At 69.0% G+C, this 15,037-nt stretch carries 14 protein-coding genes and 1 pseudogene; 12 read left to right on the forward strand and 3 right to left on the reverse strand.

Annotated elements, in window-relative coordinates:
* Positions 1-33 precede the first annotated feature (33 nt).
* A complete protein-coding gene (locus tag SBI80_RS19845; protein ID WP_318976511.1) occupies positions 34-600 on the reverse strand; it encodes a TetR/AcrR family transcriptional regulator in 567 nt (188 codons plus the stop codon).
* Between the two features lie 99 nt (positions 601-699).
* On the opposite strand from SBI80_RS19845, the gene SBI80_RS19850 reads away from it, so the two are divergent.
* From SBI80_RS19850 to SBI80_RS19875, 6 genes are read left to right on the forward strand one after another with little or no spacing between them, the layout of a single operon-like run.
* The gene (locus SBI80_RS19850; protein ID WP_318976512.1) at positions 700-2,235 is read left to right on the forward strand and encodes an FAD-dependent oxidoreductase; all 1,536 of its coding nucleotides are present in this window, start codon (positions 700-702) and stop codon (positions 2,233-2,235) included.
* A 37-nt stretch (positions 2,236-2,272) separates the two neighbouring features.
* Positions 2,273-2,929 carry a GntR family transcriptional regulator gene (locus tag SBI80_RS19855; RefSeq protein ID WP_318976513.1) on the forward strand — a complete coding sequence of 219 codons (657 nt, stop codon included), beginning with the start codon at positions 2,273-2,275 and terminating at the stop codon, positions 2,927-2,929.
* A 57-nt stretch (positions 2,930-2,986) separates the two neighbouring features.
* Positions 2,987-4,405, forward strand: a complete 1,419-nt coding sequence (locus tag SBI80_RS19860; RefSeq protein WP_318976514.1) for an allophanate hydrolase — start codon at positions 2,987-2,989, stop codon at positions 4,403-4,405.
* Positions 4,402-5,103 carry a cysteine hydrolase family protein gene (locus SBI80_RS19865; RefSeq protein WP_318976515.1) on the forward strand — a complete coding sequence of 234 codons (702 nt, stop codon included), beginning with the start codon at positions 4,402-4,404 and terminating at the stop codon, positions 5,101-5,103. Before SBI80_RS19860 ends, SBI80_RS19865 begins: the two co-directional genes overlap by 4 nt.
* Positions 5,104-5,116: 13 nt before the next feature.
* Complete coding sequence (locus SBI80_RS19870) at positions 5,117-6,730, forward strand: SulP family inorganic anion transporter (RefSeq protein WP_318976516.1); 1,614 nt, start codon at positions 5,117-5,119, stop codon at positions 6,728-6,730.
* Positions 6,731-6,784: 54 nt separating this feature from the next.
* Positions 6,785-8,056 carry an HNH endonuclease signature motif containing protein gene (locus SBI80_RS19875; RefSeq protein ID WP_318976517.1) on the forward strand — a complete coding sequence of 424 codons (1,272 nt, stop codon included), beginning with the start codon at positions 6,785-6,787 and terminating at the stop codon, positions 8,054-8,056.
* A gap of 158 nt (positions 8,057-8,214) precedes the next feature.
* Here the strand turns inward: SBI80_RS19875 and SBI80_RS19880 are convergent, their stop codons facing one another.
* The gene (locus SBI80_RS19880) at positions 8,215-8,598 is read right to left on the reverse strand and encodes a cupin domain-containing protein (protein ID WP_318976518.1); all 384 of its coding nucleotides are present in this window, start codon (positions 8,596-8,598) and stop codon (positions 8,215-8,217) included.
* A gap of 112 nt (positions 8,599-8,710) precedes the next feature.
* On the opposite strand from SBI80_RS19880, the gene SBI80_RS19885 reads away from it, so the two are divergent.
* The 6 genes and pseudogenes from SBI80_RS19885 (at position 8,711) to SBI80_RS19910 (ending at position 14,567) form a co-directional block, all read left to right on the forward strand.
* Positions 8,711-9,292 carry a TetR/AcrR family transcriptional regulator gene (locus tag SBI80_RS19885; RefSeq protein WP_318976519.1) on the forward strand — a complete coding sequence of 194 codons (582 nt, stop codon included), beginning with the start codon at positions 8,711-8,713 and terminating at the stop codon, positions 9,290-9,292.
* 24 nt (positions 9,293-9,316) lie between these two features.
* The gene (locus SBI80_RS19890; protein WP_413232756.1) at positions 9,317-10,456 is read left to right on the forward strand and encodes a hypothetical protein; all 1,140 of its coding nucleotides are present in this window, start codon (positions 9,317-9,319) and stop codon (positions 10,454-10,456) included.
* Positions 10,371-12,077 carry a tetratricopeptide repeat protein gene (locus SBI80_RS19895; protein WP_318976520.1) on the forward strand — a complete coding sequence of 569 codons (1,707 nt, stop codon included), beginning with the start codon at positions 10,371-10,373 and terminating at the stop codon, positions 12,075-12,077. Before SBI80_RS19890 ends, SBI80_RS19895 begins: the two co-directional genes overlap by 86 nt.
* 103 nt (positions 12,078-12,180) lie before the next feature.
* Positions 12,181-12,750 (forward strand): annotated as a pseudogene (locus tag SBI80_RS19900) (rhomboid-like protein); the annotation flags it as partial.
* 39 nt (positions 12,751-12,789) lie between these two features.
* Positions 12,790-13,269: a nucleoside deaminase gene (locus tag SBI80_RS19905; protein ID WP_318976700.1), complete on the forward strand. Its 480-nt coding sequence runs from the start codon at positions 12,790-12,792 to the stop codon at positions 13,267-13,269.
* Positions 13,266-14,567: an alpha-amylase family glycosyl hydrolase gene (locus SBI80_RS19910; RefSeq protein WP_318976521.1), complete on the forward strand. Its 1,302-nt coding sequence runs from the start codon at positions 13,266-13,268 to the stop codon at positions 14,565-14,567. Before SBI80_RS19905 ends, SBI80_RS19910 begins: the two co-directional genes overlap by 4 nt.
* Here the strand turns inward: SBI80_RS19910 and SBI80_RS19915 are convergent.
* Positions 14,564-15,010, reverse strand: a complete 447-nt coding sequence (locus tag SBI80_RS19915; RefSeq protein WP_318976522.1) for a DUF1810 domain-containing protein — start codon at positions 15,008-15,010, stop codon at positions 14,564-14,566. The genes SBI80_RS19910 and SBI80_RS19915 overlap by 4 nt on opposite strands.
* Positions 15,011-15,037 lie beyond the last annotated feature (27 nt).

Raw genomic sequence — 15,037 nt, forward strand, 5'->3', positions numbered from 1 at the left:
ACTAGAACACGTTCTAGCGCCGGTGTCGAGTCGCTACGACGTCGGCGCGGGCCCGACCAGCAGTTGCCGGACCACCGGCGCGGCCCAGTTGATCAGCTCGTCGTGGCCCAGCTCGGCGACCGCGGGGTTGGCCAGCACGTAGCGGGTGGTGGCCAGGCCGATGATGAACGCCCCCATCAAGCCGGCCCGCTGCGGCGCGTGGTCGGGCGTCACGGCGAACAGCACCGGGGCCACCTGCGTGGCGAACACCTGGCGCATCGTGTCGGCGGCGGTAGCACTGGTCATCGCGGCACGCAGGAGCGCGACGAAGGTGGTGTCGTCCTCCCATACGGCGAAGAACTTCGGCAGCAGGAGCTCGGCCACGTCGTCGGGATCGACTCCCACGAGGTCGGGCAGGTCGAGGGTGAACTCGGCGGCCGCGGCGAACAAGTCCTGCTTGCTGCCGAAGTATCGGATGACCAGCGCCGGGTCGACGCCGACGTCGGCGGCCACCGCCCGCAGCGTGGTGCGTTCGAAACCCTCCGCACCGAAGCGGGTGCGCGCCGCGGCGAGGATGTCGGCCCGCGTCTCGGCGGCATTGCGGGTGCGGCTGGGAACCATGAGCAGAGAGTATGTCATCAAGCGTTGACACCGTCGTCGAATCCTCCTACGGTGTAAGTCACCGTTTGTTGACTTGTCCGCTCGAGCCTTGGAGTCGTCATGGAGCAGCCACCCGTTCTCGTCGTCGGCGCGGGCCCGACGGGGCTGGTGGCCGCATTCGAGCTGTCCCGGATGGGCGTCGAGGTACGCATAGTGGACATGGCCCCGCAGCCGTCGACGACGTCGCGGGCGCTGGGCGTGCAGGCCCGCACTCTGGAGTTGCTCCGGCCTCGCGGGGTCTCCGACGAGCTGGTGCGGCTCGGCAACGAGGCCCGCCGCACGGCGCTGCACGCCAACGGGCATCGGATCGCCGCCCTCGACTTCACCCGCATGCACAGCCAGTTCCCCTACATCCTGCTGCTCGCCCAGTCCGAGACCGAACGCGTGCTGACCGAGCACCTGGCCCGCCAGGGTGTCAAGGTCGAGCGCGGTGTCCAATTCAGCTCCCTCACCGAGGAATCGGACGCGACCCAGGTGGTCCTCACCGCAGCCGATGGCACCCTCGAGACGGTCGAAGCCTCCTACGTGATCGCCGCCGACGGGAGCCACAGCACCGTCCGCAAGTTCCTCGGGTTGCCGTTCACCGGCCGGGCGCTACCGCAGAACTACGTACTCGGCGACGTCCACGTCGACGGCGGGATGGCCGAGGACCAACTGTCGATCTTCCTGGCGGCCAAGGGATTCCTGGCGGTCTTTCCGATGGGCGACGGTCGATTCCGGCTGATGGCCACCGACCCGGACGGCATCACCGGTGGCGCGGAGCAGCCGTCGTCGACCGACGTGCAGACTCTGCTCACCCGTGCCGTCGGCGGGTCGGTCCGACTTCGCGGCCTGGACTGGAGCTCGCGCTTCCGGATCAATAGCCGCCACCTGGAGACCCTGCGTGTGGGTCGGGTGTTCTTCGGCGGTGACTCCGCCCACGTGCACAGCCCCGCGGGCGGACAGGGCATGAACGCCGGCATCCAGGACATGATCAATCTGTCGTGGAAGCTGGCGATGGTGCTGCGCGGCGCGGGCAGGCCCGAACTGCTCGACACCTACGAGTCCGACCGGCTGCCCGTGATCCGCCGGCTGGTGGGGATGACCGAACGGGCGACGCGGGTCTTCAACTCCACCAACCCGCTGGCGCACGCGGTTCTGACCCGCCTGGCACCGCTGGCGCTGGCGCAGTCCGCCGTGCAGGACAGGGCCGTACCACAGCTCGGTCAGATCGCCGCGTCCTACCGCGGCGCACCGATCACCAAGGGCGGCGGTGCAATTGGCGGTCTGCGGGCGGGTGACCGCGTTCCGGACGCGGCGATCGACGGAGTCGACGGGGTCCGTGTCCCCGGCGGGGTCGCGCTCCACGATCTGATCGACATCACGACGCCGACCCTGCTCGTCTCGGGAGGGTGCACGGGCATCGTCGAGGCCGCTCAGCCGTGGGCCGGAACCCTCGAGGTGCGCGAGGTCGCGTTGCCCGACGACCTGGTCCCCGGCCCGGGTTGGTTGCTGGTGCGGCCCGACGGCCATCTCGCCGCGGCGGGGCAAGCGGGAGACGCCGACCGGCTCCGCGATTGGCTGGACCGCTGGATGGTTCCTAGGATCGTTGACTGACCGAGGTTCCGGAATCGAGTGCGACGGGTGGTGGGCGATGCCGACGGCGGACAACGGCCTGCCCGCCACTCTCGTCGAACTTGCTGCCCGTCGATTGCGCGACGCGATTCTTTGCGGCGCGCTCGCGCCCGGTCAAAAGATCGTCGAGGAACAGCTGTGCGCCGACTTCGGCATCAGCCGGGCGCCCCTGCGTGAGGCGTTGCGACTACTCGCGCAGCAGGGTCTCGTCGAGCACCTGCCCCGGCGCGGATCCCGGGTCATGGAGTGGTCGCCGACCGACATCCTGCAGTTGTTCGCCCTGCGGCACGTCTTGGAACGCCACGCCGTGGAGAGCGCCCTGCCGCTGGCGGACCCGACCACCGCACTCGCGCCCGTGCGCGACGCCCTCGATCAAATGCGTTCGGCGACGACCGAACTGGCCCGAGACGATGCCCACCGCCTCTTCCATGCCAGCGTCGTCGCACTCGCCGACAACCGTCAGCTCGACATCGCCCTCGAACCGATCCTGCTCAAGCTCCAGCTGCCGATGGCCACCAACCTGCGCGAGGAAGCGCGTCATCACCGGGCGGCCGCCGGCCTCCATCGCCACCGCAAGGTGCTGTCGGCGCTGGAGACCAACGACGTGGCCGCAGCGATCGCCGCGCTGGAGGATCACGGTCACCTGCACTATCTGCATCTCGAATCGCATCGCTAACAAGAACGACACACGGCCGTACCCCGCCCGCCATCATTCTGTCGACAATCGACGGTTATGGCCTTCCCATCTGGACCCTCGATCGGACCCTCGGTCGCCGAGATCCTGGCATCGCACGCCGGCGGATCCGGTTCGCCGACGAAGACGGCGAACCGGGTGGCCAGCGCCATCGCGGCCCGCGGCGACGACGGCACCTGGCTCTCGACGGTTCCGCGGGAACAACTGCTCGCTGCCGCCGCAGAGATCGAGAAGCGGCCCGGCGCGCGTACTCTGCCGCTCTACGGCGTGCCGTTCGGCGTCAAGGACAGCATCGACGTCGAAGGCGTACCGACCACGCTGTCCTGCCCCGACTACTCGTACGTGGCGTCGGCGACCGCGCCCGCGGTGCAGCGACTGCTCGACGCAGGCGCCCTGTACGTCGGCAAGACCAACCTGGACCAGTTCGCCACCGGCCTGAACGGAACGAGGACGCCGTATACCGTGCCGCGCAGCGTGTTCGGCAACGAGATGATCTCGGGCGGTTCGAGTTCGGGTTCAGCCCTGGCCGTCGCCCTCGGGCAGGTGCCGTTCGCCGTCGCCACCGACACGGCCGGATCGGGCCGCGTGCCGGCCGCACTCAACGGAGTCGTCGGATACAAGCCGTCGCGCGGGCTGATCAGCACGGTCGGACTGGTACCGGCGTGCAAGTCGCTGGACTGCATCAGCGTCATGGCCGGTTCGATAGACGACGTCGACCGGGTGCTGGACGTGATGATCGGGCGCGACGACGCCGACGCGTGGTCGCGCGATCGCGGACCTGCCTATGGCGGTGCCACCATCCGGGTGGGGCTCCCACCGGTCGCGGAGCTCGAGTTCTTCGGTGACGACGAGATGCGCAACGCCCATCTCGAATTCCGGGACCGGCTGGCCCGGTACGCGACGACCGTGGAGATGTCGCTCGCACCGTTCCTGGCGGCGGGCTCGCTGCTCTATCAGGGGCCATGGGTGGCCGAGCGGCTCGTGGAGTTCGCCGGCTTCCTGGCCGAGAAGCCGGACTCCATCCACCCGGTCGTTCGCGAGATCCTGCGCGGCGGCGAGAAGTACACCGCCGTCGATGCCTTCGCGGCGCTGCAGCGACTGCAGGAACTCAAGGCCGAGGTCGGGCGCGCGTGGCGAGGTGCCGACGTGCTCGTCGTCCCGACCATCGGCACGACCTTCACCGTCGAGGAGGTGCTGGCCCGACCGATCGACTGCAACACGATGCTCGGCCACTACACGCACTTCGGAAACCTGCTCGATCTGCTGGGCGTGGCCGTACCGTTGGGAACCACGTCCGACGGACGGCCCTACAGCGCAATGCTTCTGGGTCCCGCCCTCAGCGATGACACCGTGCTCGAGCTCGCCGCGCGGGTCCTAGACGAACCGCGCCGCGCCCTCGGGGTCGGCACCACCGCGTCGGCACCCACCCCTCTCACCGCAACCCTGGAGCAGACATGACCGCACCCGTCGAGGTTCCCGCCGAACCCACCCCGTTCTCGCTCATCCCCGGCAAGACGGCGCTCGTCGTCATCGACATGCAGCGAGACTTCGTGCTGCCCGGGGGTTTTGGCGAGAGCCTTGGCAACGACGTCGACCAGCTGCTCAAGGTCGTGCCGCCGCTGGCGGCACTGATCGCGGCGGCGCGCACCGCGGAAATGATGGTGATCCACACCCGCGAGGGTCATCAGCCCGACCTGTCGGACTGCCCGCCGGCCAAGCTCAATCGCGGCGCACCGAGCAAGCGCATCGGCGATCCCGGCAAGTACGGCCGCATCCTGATTCGCGGAGAATACGGCCACGACATCCTCGACGAGTTGGCGCCCGTCGACGGTGAGGTGGTGATCGACAAACCTGGCAAGGGCGCCTTCTACGCCACCGATCTCCAGGACGTGCTGACCGAGGCCGGCATCACCCAGCTGCTCGTCACCGGCGTCACCACCGAGGTGTGCGTGCACACCACCACGCGGGAGGCCAACGACCGTGGCTATGAGTGCCTCGTCGTATCCGATTGCGTGGGCTCGTACTTCCCCGAGTTCCAACGCGTCGGCCTCGAGATGATCAAGGCCCAGGGCGGCATCTTCGGGTGGGTCGCCGATACCGCGGCCGTGATACCGGCCATCCAGTCCCTCGCCTCCACTCCCCTCTTCCAAGCCTGAGAGGACCACCGTCATGTCCACCGACCTCACCCAGACTCCGTCCGAACCGCCCGCGGAGCCACCGGAATCCGTTGCTGCCGAACCGATGTCGATTCCCTGGTGGACGCGCGGGGACACCAACGCCTTCTTCGGACTCGGCTTCAACATCTTGGTCAACGTGCTGACGCTGACGGGTCTGATGATCGGTGTGGTGAAGGTCCCGGCCGGCGACGTGCTCGGCACGGTGTTGCCCGCGCTCGGCGTCGCGCTGATCCTCGGCAATCTCTACTACACGTTCCTGGCCCGGCGACTGGCCCGTCGAGAGGACCGCACGGACGTCACCGCATTGCCGTACGGCCCCAGCGTCCCGCACATGTTCATCGTGGTGTTCGTGGTGATGCTTCCGGTATACCTGAACACCAAGGATGCCATGCAGGCCTGGCAATCTGGGCTCGCGTGGGCGTTCATGATCGGCATCATCGTGATGATCGGCGCCTTCGTCGGGCCCTACATCCGCAAACTGACACCGCGCGCCGCCATGCTCGGCACGCTGGCCGGCATCTCGATCACGTTCATCTCCATGCGACCGGCCGCACAGATGTGGGAGGCGGCCTGGATCGGCTTGCCCGTGATGGCGATCATCCTCATCGGGTTCTTCACCGACGTGAAGCTGCCGTTCGGCATCCCGGTGGGGCTGGCGGCCCTGCTGGTCGGCACCGCGATCGGCTGGATCGGCGGCTTCATGTCCGCACCCGACGTCGCCAAGGCCGTGTCGGACATCGCGATCGGCGTGCCCGATCTACGGGTGGACATGCTGCTCTCCGGTCTGGCGCACCTGGCGCCACTGCTGGGCACCGCAATACCGTTGGGCGTCTACAACTTCACCGAGGCGATGAGCAACGTGGAGAGTGCCGCAGCCGCCGGTGACGACTACAACCTGCGCAGCGTGCTGCTGGCCGACGGCGCGGGCGCGTGCATCGGCTCGGCGTTCGGCTCGCCGTTCCCGCCCGCGGTGTACATCGGTCACCCGGGTTGGAAGGATGCCGGGGGCCGGGCGGGCTACTCGCTCGCCAGCGGCGTCGTCATCGGAATCCTTTGCTTCCTCGGCCTGTTCGGCGTCCTCGACGCCGTGCTCCCCGTCCCGGCCATCGTGCCGATCCTGCTCTACATCGGGTTGTTGATCGGCGCGCAGGCGTTCCAGGCCGTGCCCCGGCTGCATGCGGTCGCCGTGGTGGCGGCCATCCTGCCGAATCTGGCGCAGTGGGCCAGCGGACTGATCGACAACGCGCTCAACGCCGCAGGCACCTCGGCGTCGAAGGTCGGCATGGACGCACTCAACGGCGCAGGCGTGGTGTACCAGGGCCTGCAAACCCTCGGCGAGGGCGCGGTGCTGGTCGGGCTGATCCTCGGCACCATGGTCACCTTCATCCTGGAGAAGAAGTTCCTCTACGCCGCCATCGCCTCGGCCGTCGGCGCCGTGCTGTCCTTCATCGGTTTGATCCACGCCCCGGAGGTCGCGTGGGCGGCGAATCCCGCGGTGGCCCTTGGCTATCTGTTCTTCGGCTTGGTGTGCCTGCTGTACTGGTTCCTGCCCGGCGCCAAGGATCCAGTGACGGTCGACGAGTCCGACGTGGTCGCCGGCCACTGAGTCCCCGCTATTCGCGGACCGTTTCTTGTCGGACCCGTCTGCGATGATGGTGGCATGTCTTCGCCGGCAACGTCTTTGGCTCCTCAGGAGCGGCTCGAGGTGTTGTTCGCCGAGATGGAGGAACTCGCCGGGCAACGCAACGCCATCGACGGCCGGCTGGCGCAGATCGCCGCCGAGATCGACCGCGACGGGATCTGGGGTTCCACCGGCGCCCGCTCGGTGCCCGCACTGATGGCCTGGAAGCTAGGCATCTCCCCGCACAACGCGACCACGCTGGTGACGGTGGCGCGGCGACTACACGAATTCCCCCGCCTGGCCGAGGCCACCGTCCAAGGCCGCCTCTCGCTGGATCAGATCGGGGTGATCGCCGCCGGGGCGGCATCGGGCTCCGACGATCACTACGCGAAGTTGGCGTCGGTGGCCACGGTGACCCAGTTGCGCACCGCGGTGAAACTGGAACCCAAGCCCGAACCCGGACCCGGACCACGCCCGGAACCGGAACGTTCCTTCATCCGCAGGGAAGGCGACCGCGGTACGACATGGAAGATCACCCTGCCACCGGCGGAGGCGGCGGTGTTCGACGCCGCGGTGCAGTCCCACCACGACGCCCTGATCGCGCAATGGAGACGCGACCACGGCGGGGACGGTGATGGCGACGTTGATGGTGCCGGCGGTGATGACGTGCGGGTGCCGCCGTTCCCGGATCGGGTCGATGCGTTCCTGGGTGTGGTGCAGGCCGGCTGGGACACCGACGTGGCTCACCGCCCGCACGGGCAGCGGACCACGGTGGTGGTGCATCTGGACGTGGAGAGCCGTTCGGCGGCCTGGCATCTGGGTGGCCTGCTCTCCGACGACGAACGCGGCCTGTCGCTCTGCGACACCACCTGTGAGGTCTGGTTCGAACGCCACGGCCGGGTCATCGGTGCGGGACGCGAGACCCGCCAGATCAGCCGCCGACTACGCCGAGCCCTCGAACACCGCGACCGCTGCTGCGTAGTCCCCGGCTGCGGAGCCACCCGCGGACTGCACGCCCACCACATTCGGCACTGGGAGGACGGCGGACCGACCGAGCTCGCCAACCTCGTCCTCGTCTGCCCGTACCACCACCGGCTGCACCACCGCGGTGGCCTCACCATCGCCGGCACCGCCTACGATCTCGTCGTCACCGACGCTGACGGCACCCCGCTGACCGGCGCCTCGCTGGCCCGGCCACCGACCCAACCGCCACCCGACGTCGCACCATGCCGCGGCCCCCTCGGGGAACGTGCCGACTGGTGGTGGTACAACCCCTACGAACCCACAGCACCACCACCGGCAATTGCCTAAGGCGTCTGGTGAATCGGCACGCCGGATGGTGAACGCGCGCAGTGCGGCGGTACCCCGGTAGCCGAGGGCGACCTCGTCGTAGTGGATGGCCATCGACGGCGAGTCGGCAGCCAGATGACGAATCGAGCGTCTCGTCGGCGCTCGCGCCATGCGAACGCTCAGTCGCGCAGGAATGGCACCTCGGTAGCCGGCGCCAGCACGACGTACATCCGCCGCCACGGGTCGCTGCCCTCCAGCCGCCACTGATGACCGGAGCCCTCGGTGTCCTCGGCCAGCAGGACGTCACCGGGGCGGAGGATGAACTCCTCGCCATCGCGGGTGGTGAACAGAAGCGTGCCCGACAGCGTCACGACGAGTTGCCGGACGGGCGCGGTGTGCCATGCCAGCGTGCCCCCGCCAGCCGTCTCCTCGACCGTGACGTGGGAAGCCGACATCGCGCCCGACACCAGGTCGTCGTTGCGGCCCGTGCGCATGTCCAGCCGGCCGATCTCGACGTGGGAGGACCCCTCCTGGCCGGTCCACAGCCGGACGCATCGAATCATGCCGTCACCGTAGTACGCCCGGGAGGCGGCCGTCACACCTGCAACGACACGTGTCTTAGTTAACCTAATAATTCGTAGTCACTTGTCCACGAAGTCCCCTAGACTCGTCGTCATGCCAACTCGCACGCACAGCGCCGATCCCCGCGCCGAACGCGTCCGCACCCTGTTGCGCGACGCGGCGTTCGCGTTGGCCCACGAACGGCCGGTCGACGAGATCACCGTCGGTGATCTGGCGGCCCGCGCCGGGGTCAGCAGACAGGTCTTCTACCGCCACTACACCGACCGCGACGATGCGGTCGCGACGGCGTTCGCGACGGCATTCGCCGCGGCCGCCGCCGACATCGATGGCGACGCCCGGTCTCGGATCATCGCGTTGTTCGCCTTTGCGGCCGAGCACCACTCCATGTACCGCAACGTCGTGCCCAGCGCGGTCACCCAGCGGGTGGTTGCCGCGTTCCGCGACCAACTCCGGCCGGCGTGCGACGAGATCGCCGGGCACGCGATGAACGTCGTGGGACCAATCGCCGACATCGCACCGGAGTCCGTCAGCCGCTTCCTCGTCGGCGGTTTCCAGGAGGTGTTGCGGTCGTGGATGGAAGACCCCGACCACTCCACCGACCTCCGCGCCAGGGTAGGCGCCGCGCTCGACACCGTCGATGCGCTACTGGGCCTGCGCACCAACGACATTCACTGAAACTCAAGCCGAAGGGACCCCCCCGTGGGAAAGCACGACGCACCACCTCAGCGCCACGTTCCACACCTCGACATCGCCAAGGACATCGCCGAGATCGCCAACAAGCGGGTGTCTCGCAGCGACGTCCGCAAGATGGTTCTGGCGATGCTGGCCCTGACGGTCTTCGTCATCGCCATGATCGCCAGCTACAGCGGTGCCTTCGCCAAGCCGACGCTGCACCATCTCGACGTCGCGGTCGCCGCGCCGTCGCAATTGGTGGACGGCATGCGCGCCCAGGACTCCCTTTCGGTGACCCAGGTCGCCGACGCCGACGCCGCCAGGGCCGCCGTCTACGACCGCACGGCCGACGCCGCGTACGCCGTCGGACCGACCGGTGAGCTGAAGATCTACGTCGCCGGCGGGGGCGGCCGCAGCGTCGCGAACGCCTCGGAGAGCGTCGGCCGCGCCATCGCCGCCAAGGCCGGCCTGACCCCGAGCGTCGAGGACGTCGCCCCGACCTCGGCCGCCGACCCGCAGGGGACCGTCGAGTTCTACGCCGTCATCTTCCTGTCGATCGGCGCAACGCTCGGCGCCTCGGTGTTCGGCTTCATGATGGGCAGCGTCCGCAGGTTCTCGACGCTGGCGCTGCGGACCCTCAGTCTCGGTGTGTATTCCGCGTTGCTCGCCGCGGGCGTCACGCTCTACGTCGACGGTGTCCTCGGAGCGCTGACCAGCCACACCTGGCAGGTCTTCGGCGCGCTGTGGTTGTACGCGATGGCCGTAGCGGGCGCCGTCACCGGTGTGGCCGCCGCCTTGGGCACCGTCGCGTCGGCACTGCTCACCGCCTTCCTGGTGATCGTCGGCAACGCCGCCGCCGCAGGGCCGGTCGGGCTGCCGCTGCTGACCGGCTTCTACCGGGCGCTGAACGTGGTCGTGCCGCAGGGTTCGGGTGTGGCCCTGCTGCGCAGCATCGAATACTTCGGCGGCAACGGTGCCGCGACGCCGATCCTGACCCTGGCCATCTGGGGCGCCGTCGGACTCACGCTCGCGATGATCACAGTCCTCGCCCCCCGCGTGTGGACGAATTATCGTGCCAGTCATGACCGCTACCGCGTCACGGCCCGGCGAGAGTCCGGACGAGACTCAGCCGTACTACGACCTCGGCTCCTATCACCGGTCGACTGACACGCCGTCGACCCAGGCCCAGCTGTGGTTCGACCGCGGCATGGTCTGGGCCTACGCGTTCAACCACGAGGAAGCGATCCACTGCTTCGAGCGGGCGCTGGCACTGGACCCCCAGTTCGCCATCGCCCGCTGGGGCATCGCCTACGCCATCGGACCCAACTACAACAAGGCCTGGGAGGCTTTCGACCCCGCCGACCTGACCGCATCGCTGGCCCGGGCCCGCGCCGAACTCGCCAGGGCCGTCGACGACCGGGCGTCGGCCGTCGAACGCGGGCTGATCGATGCCCTTACGGCCCGTTTCCCCACCGACGATCCCACCGACGTCGCCGCGCTGACCGATGGTCACACCGCCTACGCCGACGCCATGAGCGCGCTCGCTCGAGACCACCCCGACGACGTCGACGTCGCGGCCCTGACGGCCGACGCCCTGGTGAACGTCTCGGCGTGGGCGCTGTGGGACACCAGGACCGGGGAACCCGCCCCAGGTTCGCGCGTCGTGGAGGCCCTCCGCATCCTGGACGACGCCCTGGCCACCGAGGAGGGTCGCCGCCATCCCGGGGTGCTTCACCTCTACCTGCACGCGATGGAGATGTCGGCGCATCCGGAGGCCGCGCTGCCCGCGGCCAACCTGCTGCGCGGCCTGGCTCCCGACGCGGGGCACCTGCAACACATGCCCAGCCACATCGACGTTCTCAGCGGCGACTACCGCAGTTCCATCGCGTCGAATCTGGCTGCCGTGCAGGCGGATCGACGGTTCGTGGAGCGCGCGGGCCCGCTGAACTTCTACTCGCTCTACCGCGCGCACGACTTGCACTTCGTGGTGTACTCGGCGATGTTCGACGGCCAGTACGCGACCGCGCTGAAGGCTGCCGACGAGTTGGCCGCGCAGCTCACTCCCGAACTGCTCGCCATCACCTCACCTCCGATGGCCGACTGGCTGGAGGCCTTCGTCCCGTTGCGGGTGCACGTGCTGATCCGCTTCGGCCAGTGGGCCGAGCTGGCCGCCCACCCGCTGCCCGACGACGTCGAGCTCTACTGCACCACCGCCGCCACCATCCACTACGGCCGCGGCATCGCCAATGCCGCCCTGGGTCGGCTGCCGCAGGCCTTGGCCGAGCGGGAGGCGTTCACCCTGGCCTACGCCGCCATTCCGGAGAGCCGCTACCTGTTCAACAACACCAGCCGCGACATCCTCGCGGTGGCAGCGGCCATGCTGGACGGCGAGATCGCCTACCGCCAGGGCCGATTCGACGAGGCGTTCGAATTGCTCGGGCATGCCGTCGAACTCGACGATGCGCTGCCGTACGACGAGCCGTGGGGCTGGATGCAGCCAACCCGGCACGCGCTGGGCGCCCTGCTGCTCGAGCAGGGCCGGGTGGAGCAGGCCGCCGCGGTGTACGCCGCCGACCTCGGACTGGACCCGACGCTGAGCCGCTGTTGCCAGCATCCGAACAACGTGCGGAGCCTGCACGGCTACCACGAATGCCTGCAGCGGCTGGGCCGCGACGACGAGGCGGCCGAGATCGGCCGCCGGCTCGAGCTCGCCAGCGCGGGCGCCGACGTGCCCATCCTGGCGTCGTGCGCGTGCCGGCTCGACGTCGGCGGCGGGTGCTGCGACTGAAACTGCCCGACCCCTTACCGGCCCGCCGCCCGCGCCGAGGGTGCCCGGTTCTCTATCGTCGTCGTCGGTGAACGTGAACCGGGTGGACCAGGTGTGGGATCGCGTGCGCGGCTACGTCGGCAGCGCACCGCTGACCTATGGGTGGCTAGCCGTGTTGCTGGCCACGACGCTGGTCCAGCATCAACTGGCGGCACGGACGCTGCGCCGGCTGCTGGAGTCCACGTCGACCAACATCCACCACCTGGCCTCGGATCCGCTGCGCGTGCTGTTTCAGAGTCTGCTGTGGATCGACGGCCGCTACTGGTGGCCCTACCTTCTCATCTTCACCGTCTTCCTGGCCCCGGCCGAGCGTTGGCTGGGGCACCTGCGGTGGCTGGCGGTCGGGCTTCTCTGCCACGTCGGCGCGACCTACCTCAGCGAGGGCTACCTGTACTGGGCCATCCACGAATCGGGGGCGTCGTCACGGCTGATCGACGCCCGCGACGTCGGGGTCAGCTACTTCGTCGTCGGCATCGTCGGCGTGCTGTTCTACCGCGTGCCCCGGCGGTGGCGGTGGGGTTATCTGGCCGCGGCCGTCGGCATCGTCGGTGGCGCGCTGGCCCTGCAGACCAACTTCACCTCGCTCGGCCACCTGTGTGCGCTGTTCCTCGGCCTGGCCTGCCAACCGCTGACGCGGCGGAGGACGACTCCCGTGGCTGCGTACACTCCGGCTGTGGTGATCAGCGACGAGGACCTGCGGCAGTTGCGCCGGTGCGTCGAGCTGGCCAGGGACGCCCTCGAAGCCGGTGACCAGCCGTTCGGGTCGCTGCTGGTGGACGCCGGCGGGTCCGTGCTCATCGAGGAACGCAACCGGATCTCCGGCGGTGACGGGACCCAGCATCCCGAGTTCGCCATCGCCCGCTGGTCCACCACACACCTCACGCCGGACGAGCGCGCCGCCGCCACGGTCTACACCTCCGGGGAGCACTGCCCGATGTGTGCGGCCGCCCACGCCTGGGTGGGCCTCGGCCGCATCGTGTACGCGGCGTCGACAGCGCAGCTGGTGGGCTGGCTGCAGATGTCGGGGGTGACGCCGTCGCCGGTCGCCCCGCTGCCGATCTCGACCATCGCGCCGGCCGTTCGCGCGGACGGCCCCGCACCCGAACTCGCCGAGGAGATGAAGGCGTTGTACGACAAGGCATTCACCTCGTGACCGATCCCGCGTGGGTCGAACACGCCATCTGGTGGCAGGTCTACCCGCTGGGCTTCGTCGGGGCATTTCCCGCCGATCCCGCGCCGACCGCCGACGAGCACCGGCTGCGTCGCCTCGCCGCCTGGCTGGACCACGCCACCGAACTCGGGGCGTCCGGCATCGCGCTGGGCCCGGTGTTCGCATCCCAGACCCACGGTTACGACACCACCGATCACTACGCGATCGATCCGCGGCTGGGTGACGGGGACGACTTCGACCACCTCGTCGCCGAGGCCAAGACGCGCGGCCTCAGGGTGCTGCTCGACGGGGTGTTCAACCACGTCGGCACCGGCTTCGAGCGCTACCGCGAGGCGAGCGACGGTGGCGATGACACGTGGTTCCGCAAGGGCCGCAACGGTTTCGCCACCTTCGAGGGGCACGATGGATTGATCACGCTGAACCACCGCAACCCGGCCGTGGTCGACTACGTGGCGGACGTCATGCTGCACTGGTTGCGCCGCGGCGCAGACGGCTGGCGCCTGGATGCCGCCTATGCGGTGCCTGACCAGTTCTGGGCCGAGGTGCTGCCGCGGGTACGTAGCGAGTTTCCCGACGCCTGGTTCGTCGGTGAGGTCATCCACGGTGACTACGCCGGCACCGTCGCCGCGTCGACGTTCGACTCGGTGACGCAGTACGAATTGTGGAAGGCGACCTGGAGCAGCCTCAACGACGCAAACTTCCACGAACTGGACCACGCGCTCACCCGCCACGACGAATTCCTGGAGTCCTTCGTGCCGCTGACGTTCGTGGGAAATCACGACGTCACCCGCATCGCCAGCCAGCTGGCGGACGAACGCCACGTGGGCCATGCGCTGGCCCTGCTGTTCACCATCGGTGGCACCCCCAGCGTGTACGCGGGCGACGAGTGGGCCTATCGCGGCGTCAAGGAGGAACGCGTCGGCGGCGACGATGCGGTTCGGCCCGAATTCCCTGCGCACCCAGAAGATTCCGAACACCTGGGCCACGACACCTTCCGGTTGCACCAGCACCTCATCGGCCTGCGCCGGCGCCACCCGTGGTTGCATGCCGCACGAACGACGTCGCTTCGGCTGTCGAACACCCAATACGTCTACCGGACCGGTTCCGACCAGGGGGCCCTGGTGGTGGCACTGAACGTCGACGACGCACCGCTGCGAGTGTCCCTATCGGAGTTCGGCATCGGCGCCGGGCGGCTCGTCGCGGGTTCGGGCGCGCCAGTCGAGCGCGACGTCGACCGACTCGACGTCGAGTCGCACGGCTGGGCGATCGTCGCGATCTAGCGGCGCTCGAGCAGCTCGAGGGTCAGCCCGTCCCGCTCACCGCCGTAGTACTCGTCCAGCACCTCGACGAAGTCGCGGTCGTCCTCGGATACCTCGGCGAACAGCGTCATCGACGACCGCAGCTTCATGGTGTCGATCGATCCCATCAGTGTCTCCGCGGTCGCGGCCTTCGACGCCACCACCAGGTGGGCACAGTGACGCAGGCGCGGACCCAGCACGTCGTCGGCGAGATAAGCGGCTGCCTCACCGGCCGATTCGATGCCATACCGCTGGGCCATGGCGGTGCGCCCCAGCCCACGCAGCTGCGGGAAGACGAACCACATCCAGTGCGACGTCTTGCGTCCTGCGCTCAGCTCCCGCACTGCCGCGGCATAGCTGCCGTCGCGGTCCTGGGCCTCGCGAAAGCGGGTCACGTCGTAGCGGGTCATCTCTCGATCGGCCATGATTCCACCGTGCCCCACCGTCGGCGC

The sequence above is a fragment of the Mycolicibacterium sichuanense genome, assembly GCF_033741125.1.
Classification (GTDB): Bacteria; Actinomycetota; Actinomycetes; order Mycobacteriales; family Mycobacteriaceae; genus Mycobacterium.

What these genes read in the sequence shown, in the direction of transcription:
- SBI80_RS19845 (WP_318976511.1), bottom strand. Translation starts at nt 600, where the DNA reads ATGGTTCCCAGCCGCACCCGCAATGCCGCCGAGACGCGGGCCGACATC.
- SBI80_RS19850 (WP_318976512.1), top strand. Translation starts at nt 700, where the DNA reads ATGGAGCAGCCACCCGTTCTCGTCGTCGGCGCGGGCCCGACGGGGCTG.
- SBI80_RS19855 (WP_318976513.1), top strand. Translation starts at nt 2,273, where the DNA reads ATGCCGACGGCGGACAACGGCCTGCCCGCCACTCTCGTCGAACTTGCT.
- SBI80_RS19860 (WP_318976514.1), top strand. Translation starts at nt 2,987, where the DNA reads ATGGCCTTCCCATCTGGACCCTCGATCGGACCCTCGGTCGCCGAGATC.
- SBI80_RS19865 (WP_318976515.1), top strand. Translation starts at nt 4,402, where the DNA reads ATGACCGCACCCGTCGAGGTTCCCGCCGAACCCACCCCGTTCTCGCTC.
- SBI80_RS19870 (WP_318976516.1), top strand. Translation starts at nt 5,117, where the DNA reads ATGTCCACCGACCTCACCCAGACTCCGTCCGAACCGCCCGCGGAGCCA.
- SBI80_RS19875 (WP_318976517.1), top strand. Translation starts at nt 6,785, where the DNA reads ATGTCTTCGCCGGCAACGTCTTTGGCTCCTCAGGAGCGGCTCGAGGTG.
- SBI80_RS19880 (WP_318976518.1), bottom strand. Translation starts at nt 8,598, where the DNA reads ATGATTCGATGCGTCCGGCTGTGGACCGGCCAGGAGGGGTCCTCCCAC.
- SBI80_RS19885 (WP_318976519.1), top strand. Translation starts at nt 8,711, where the DNA reads ATGCCAACTCGCACGCACAGCGCCGATCCCCGCGCCGAACGCGTCCGC.
- SBI80_RS19895 (WP_318976520.1), top strand. Translation starts at nt 10,371, where the DNA reads ATGACCGCTACCGCGTCACGGCCCGGCGAGAGTCCGGACGAGACTCAG.
- SBI80_RS19915 (WP_318976522.1), bottom strand. Translation starts at nt 15,010, where the DNA reads ATGGCCGATCGAGAGATGACCCGCTACGACGTGACCCGCTTTCGCGAG.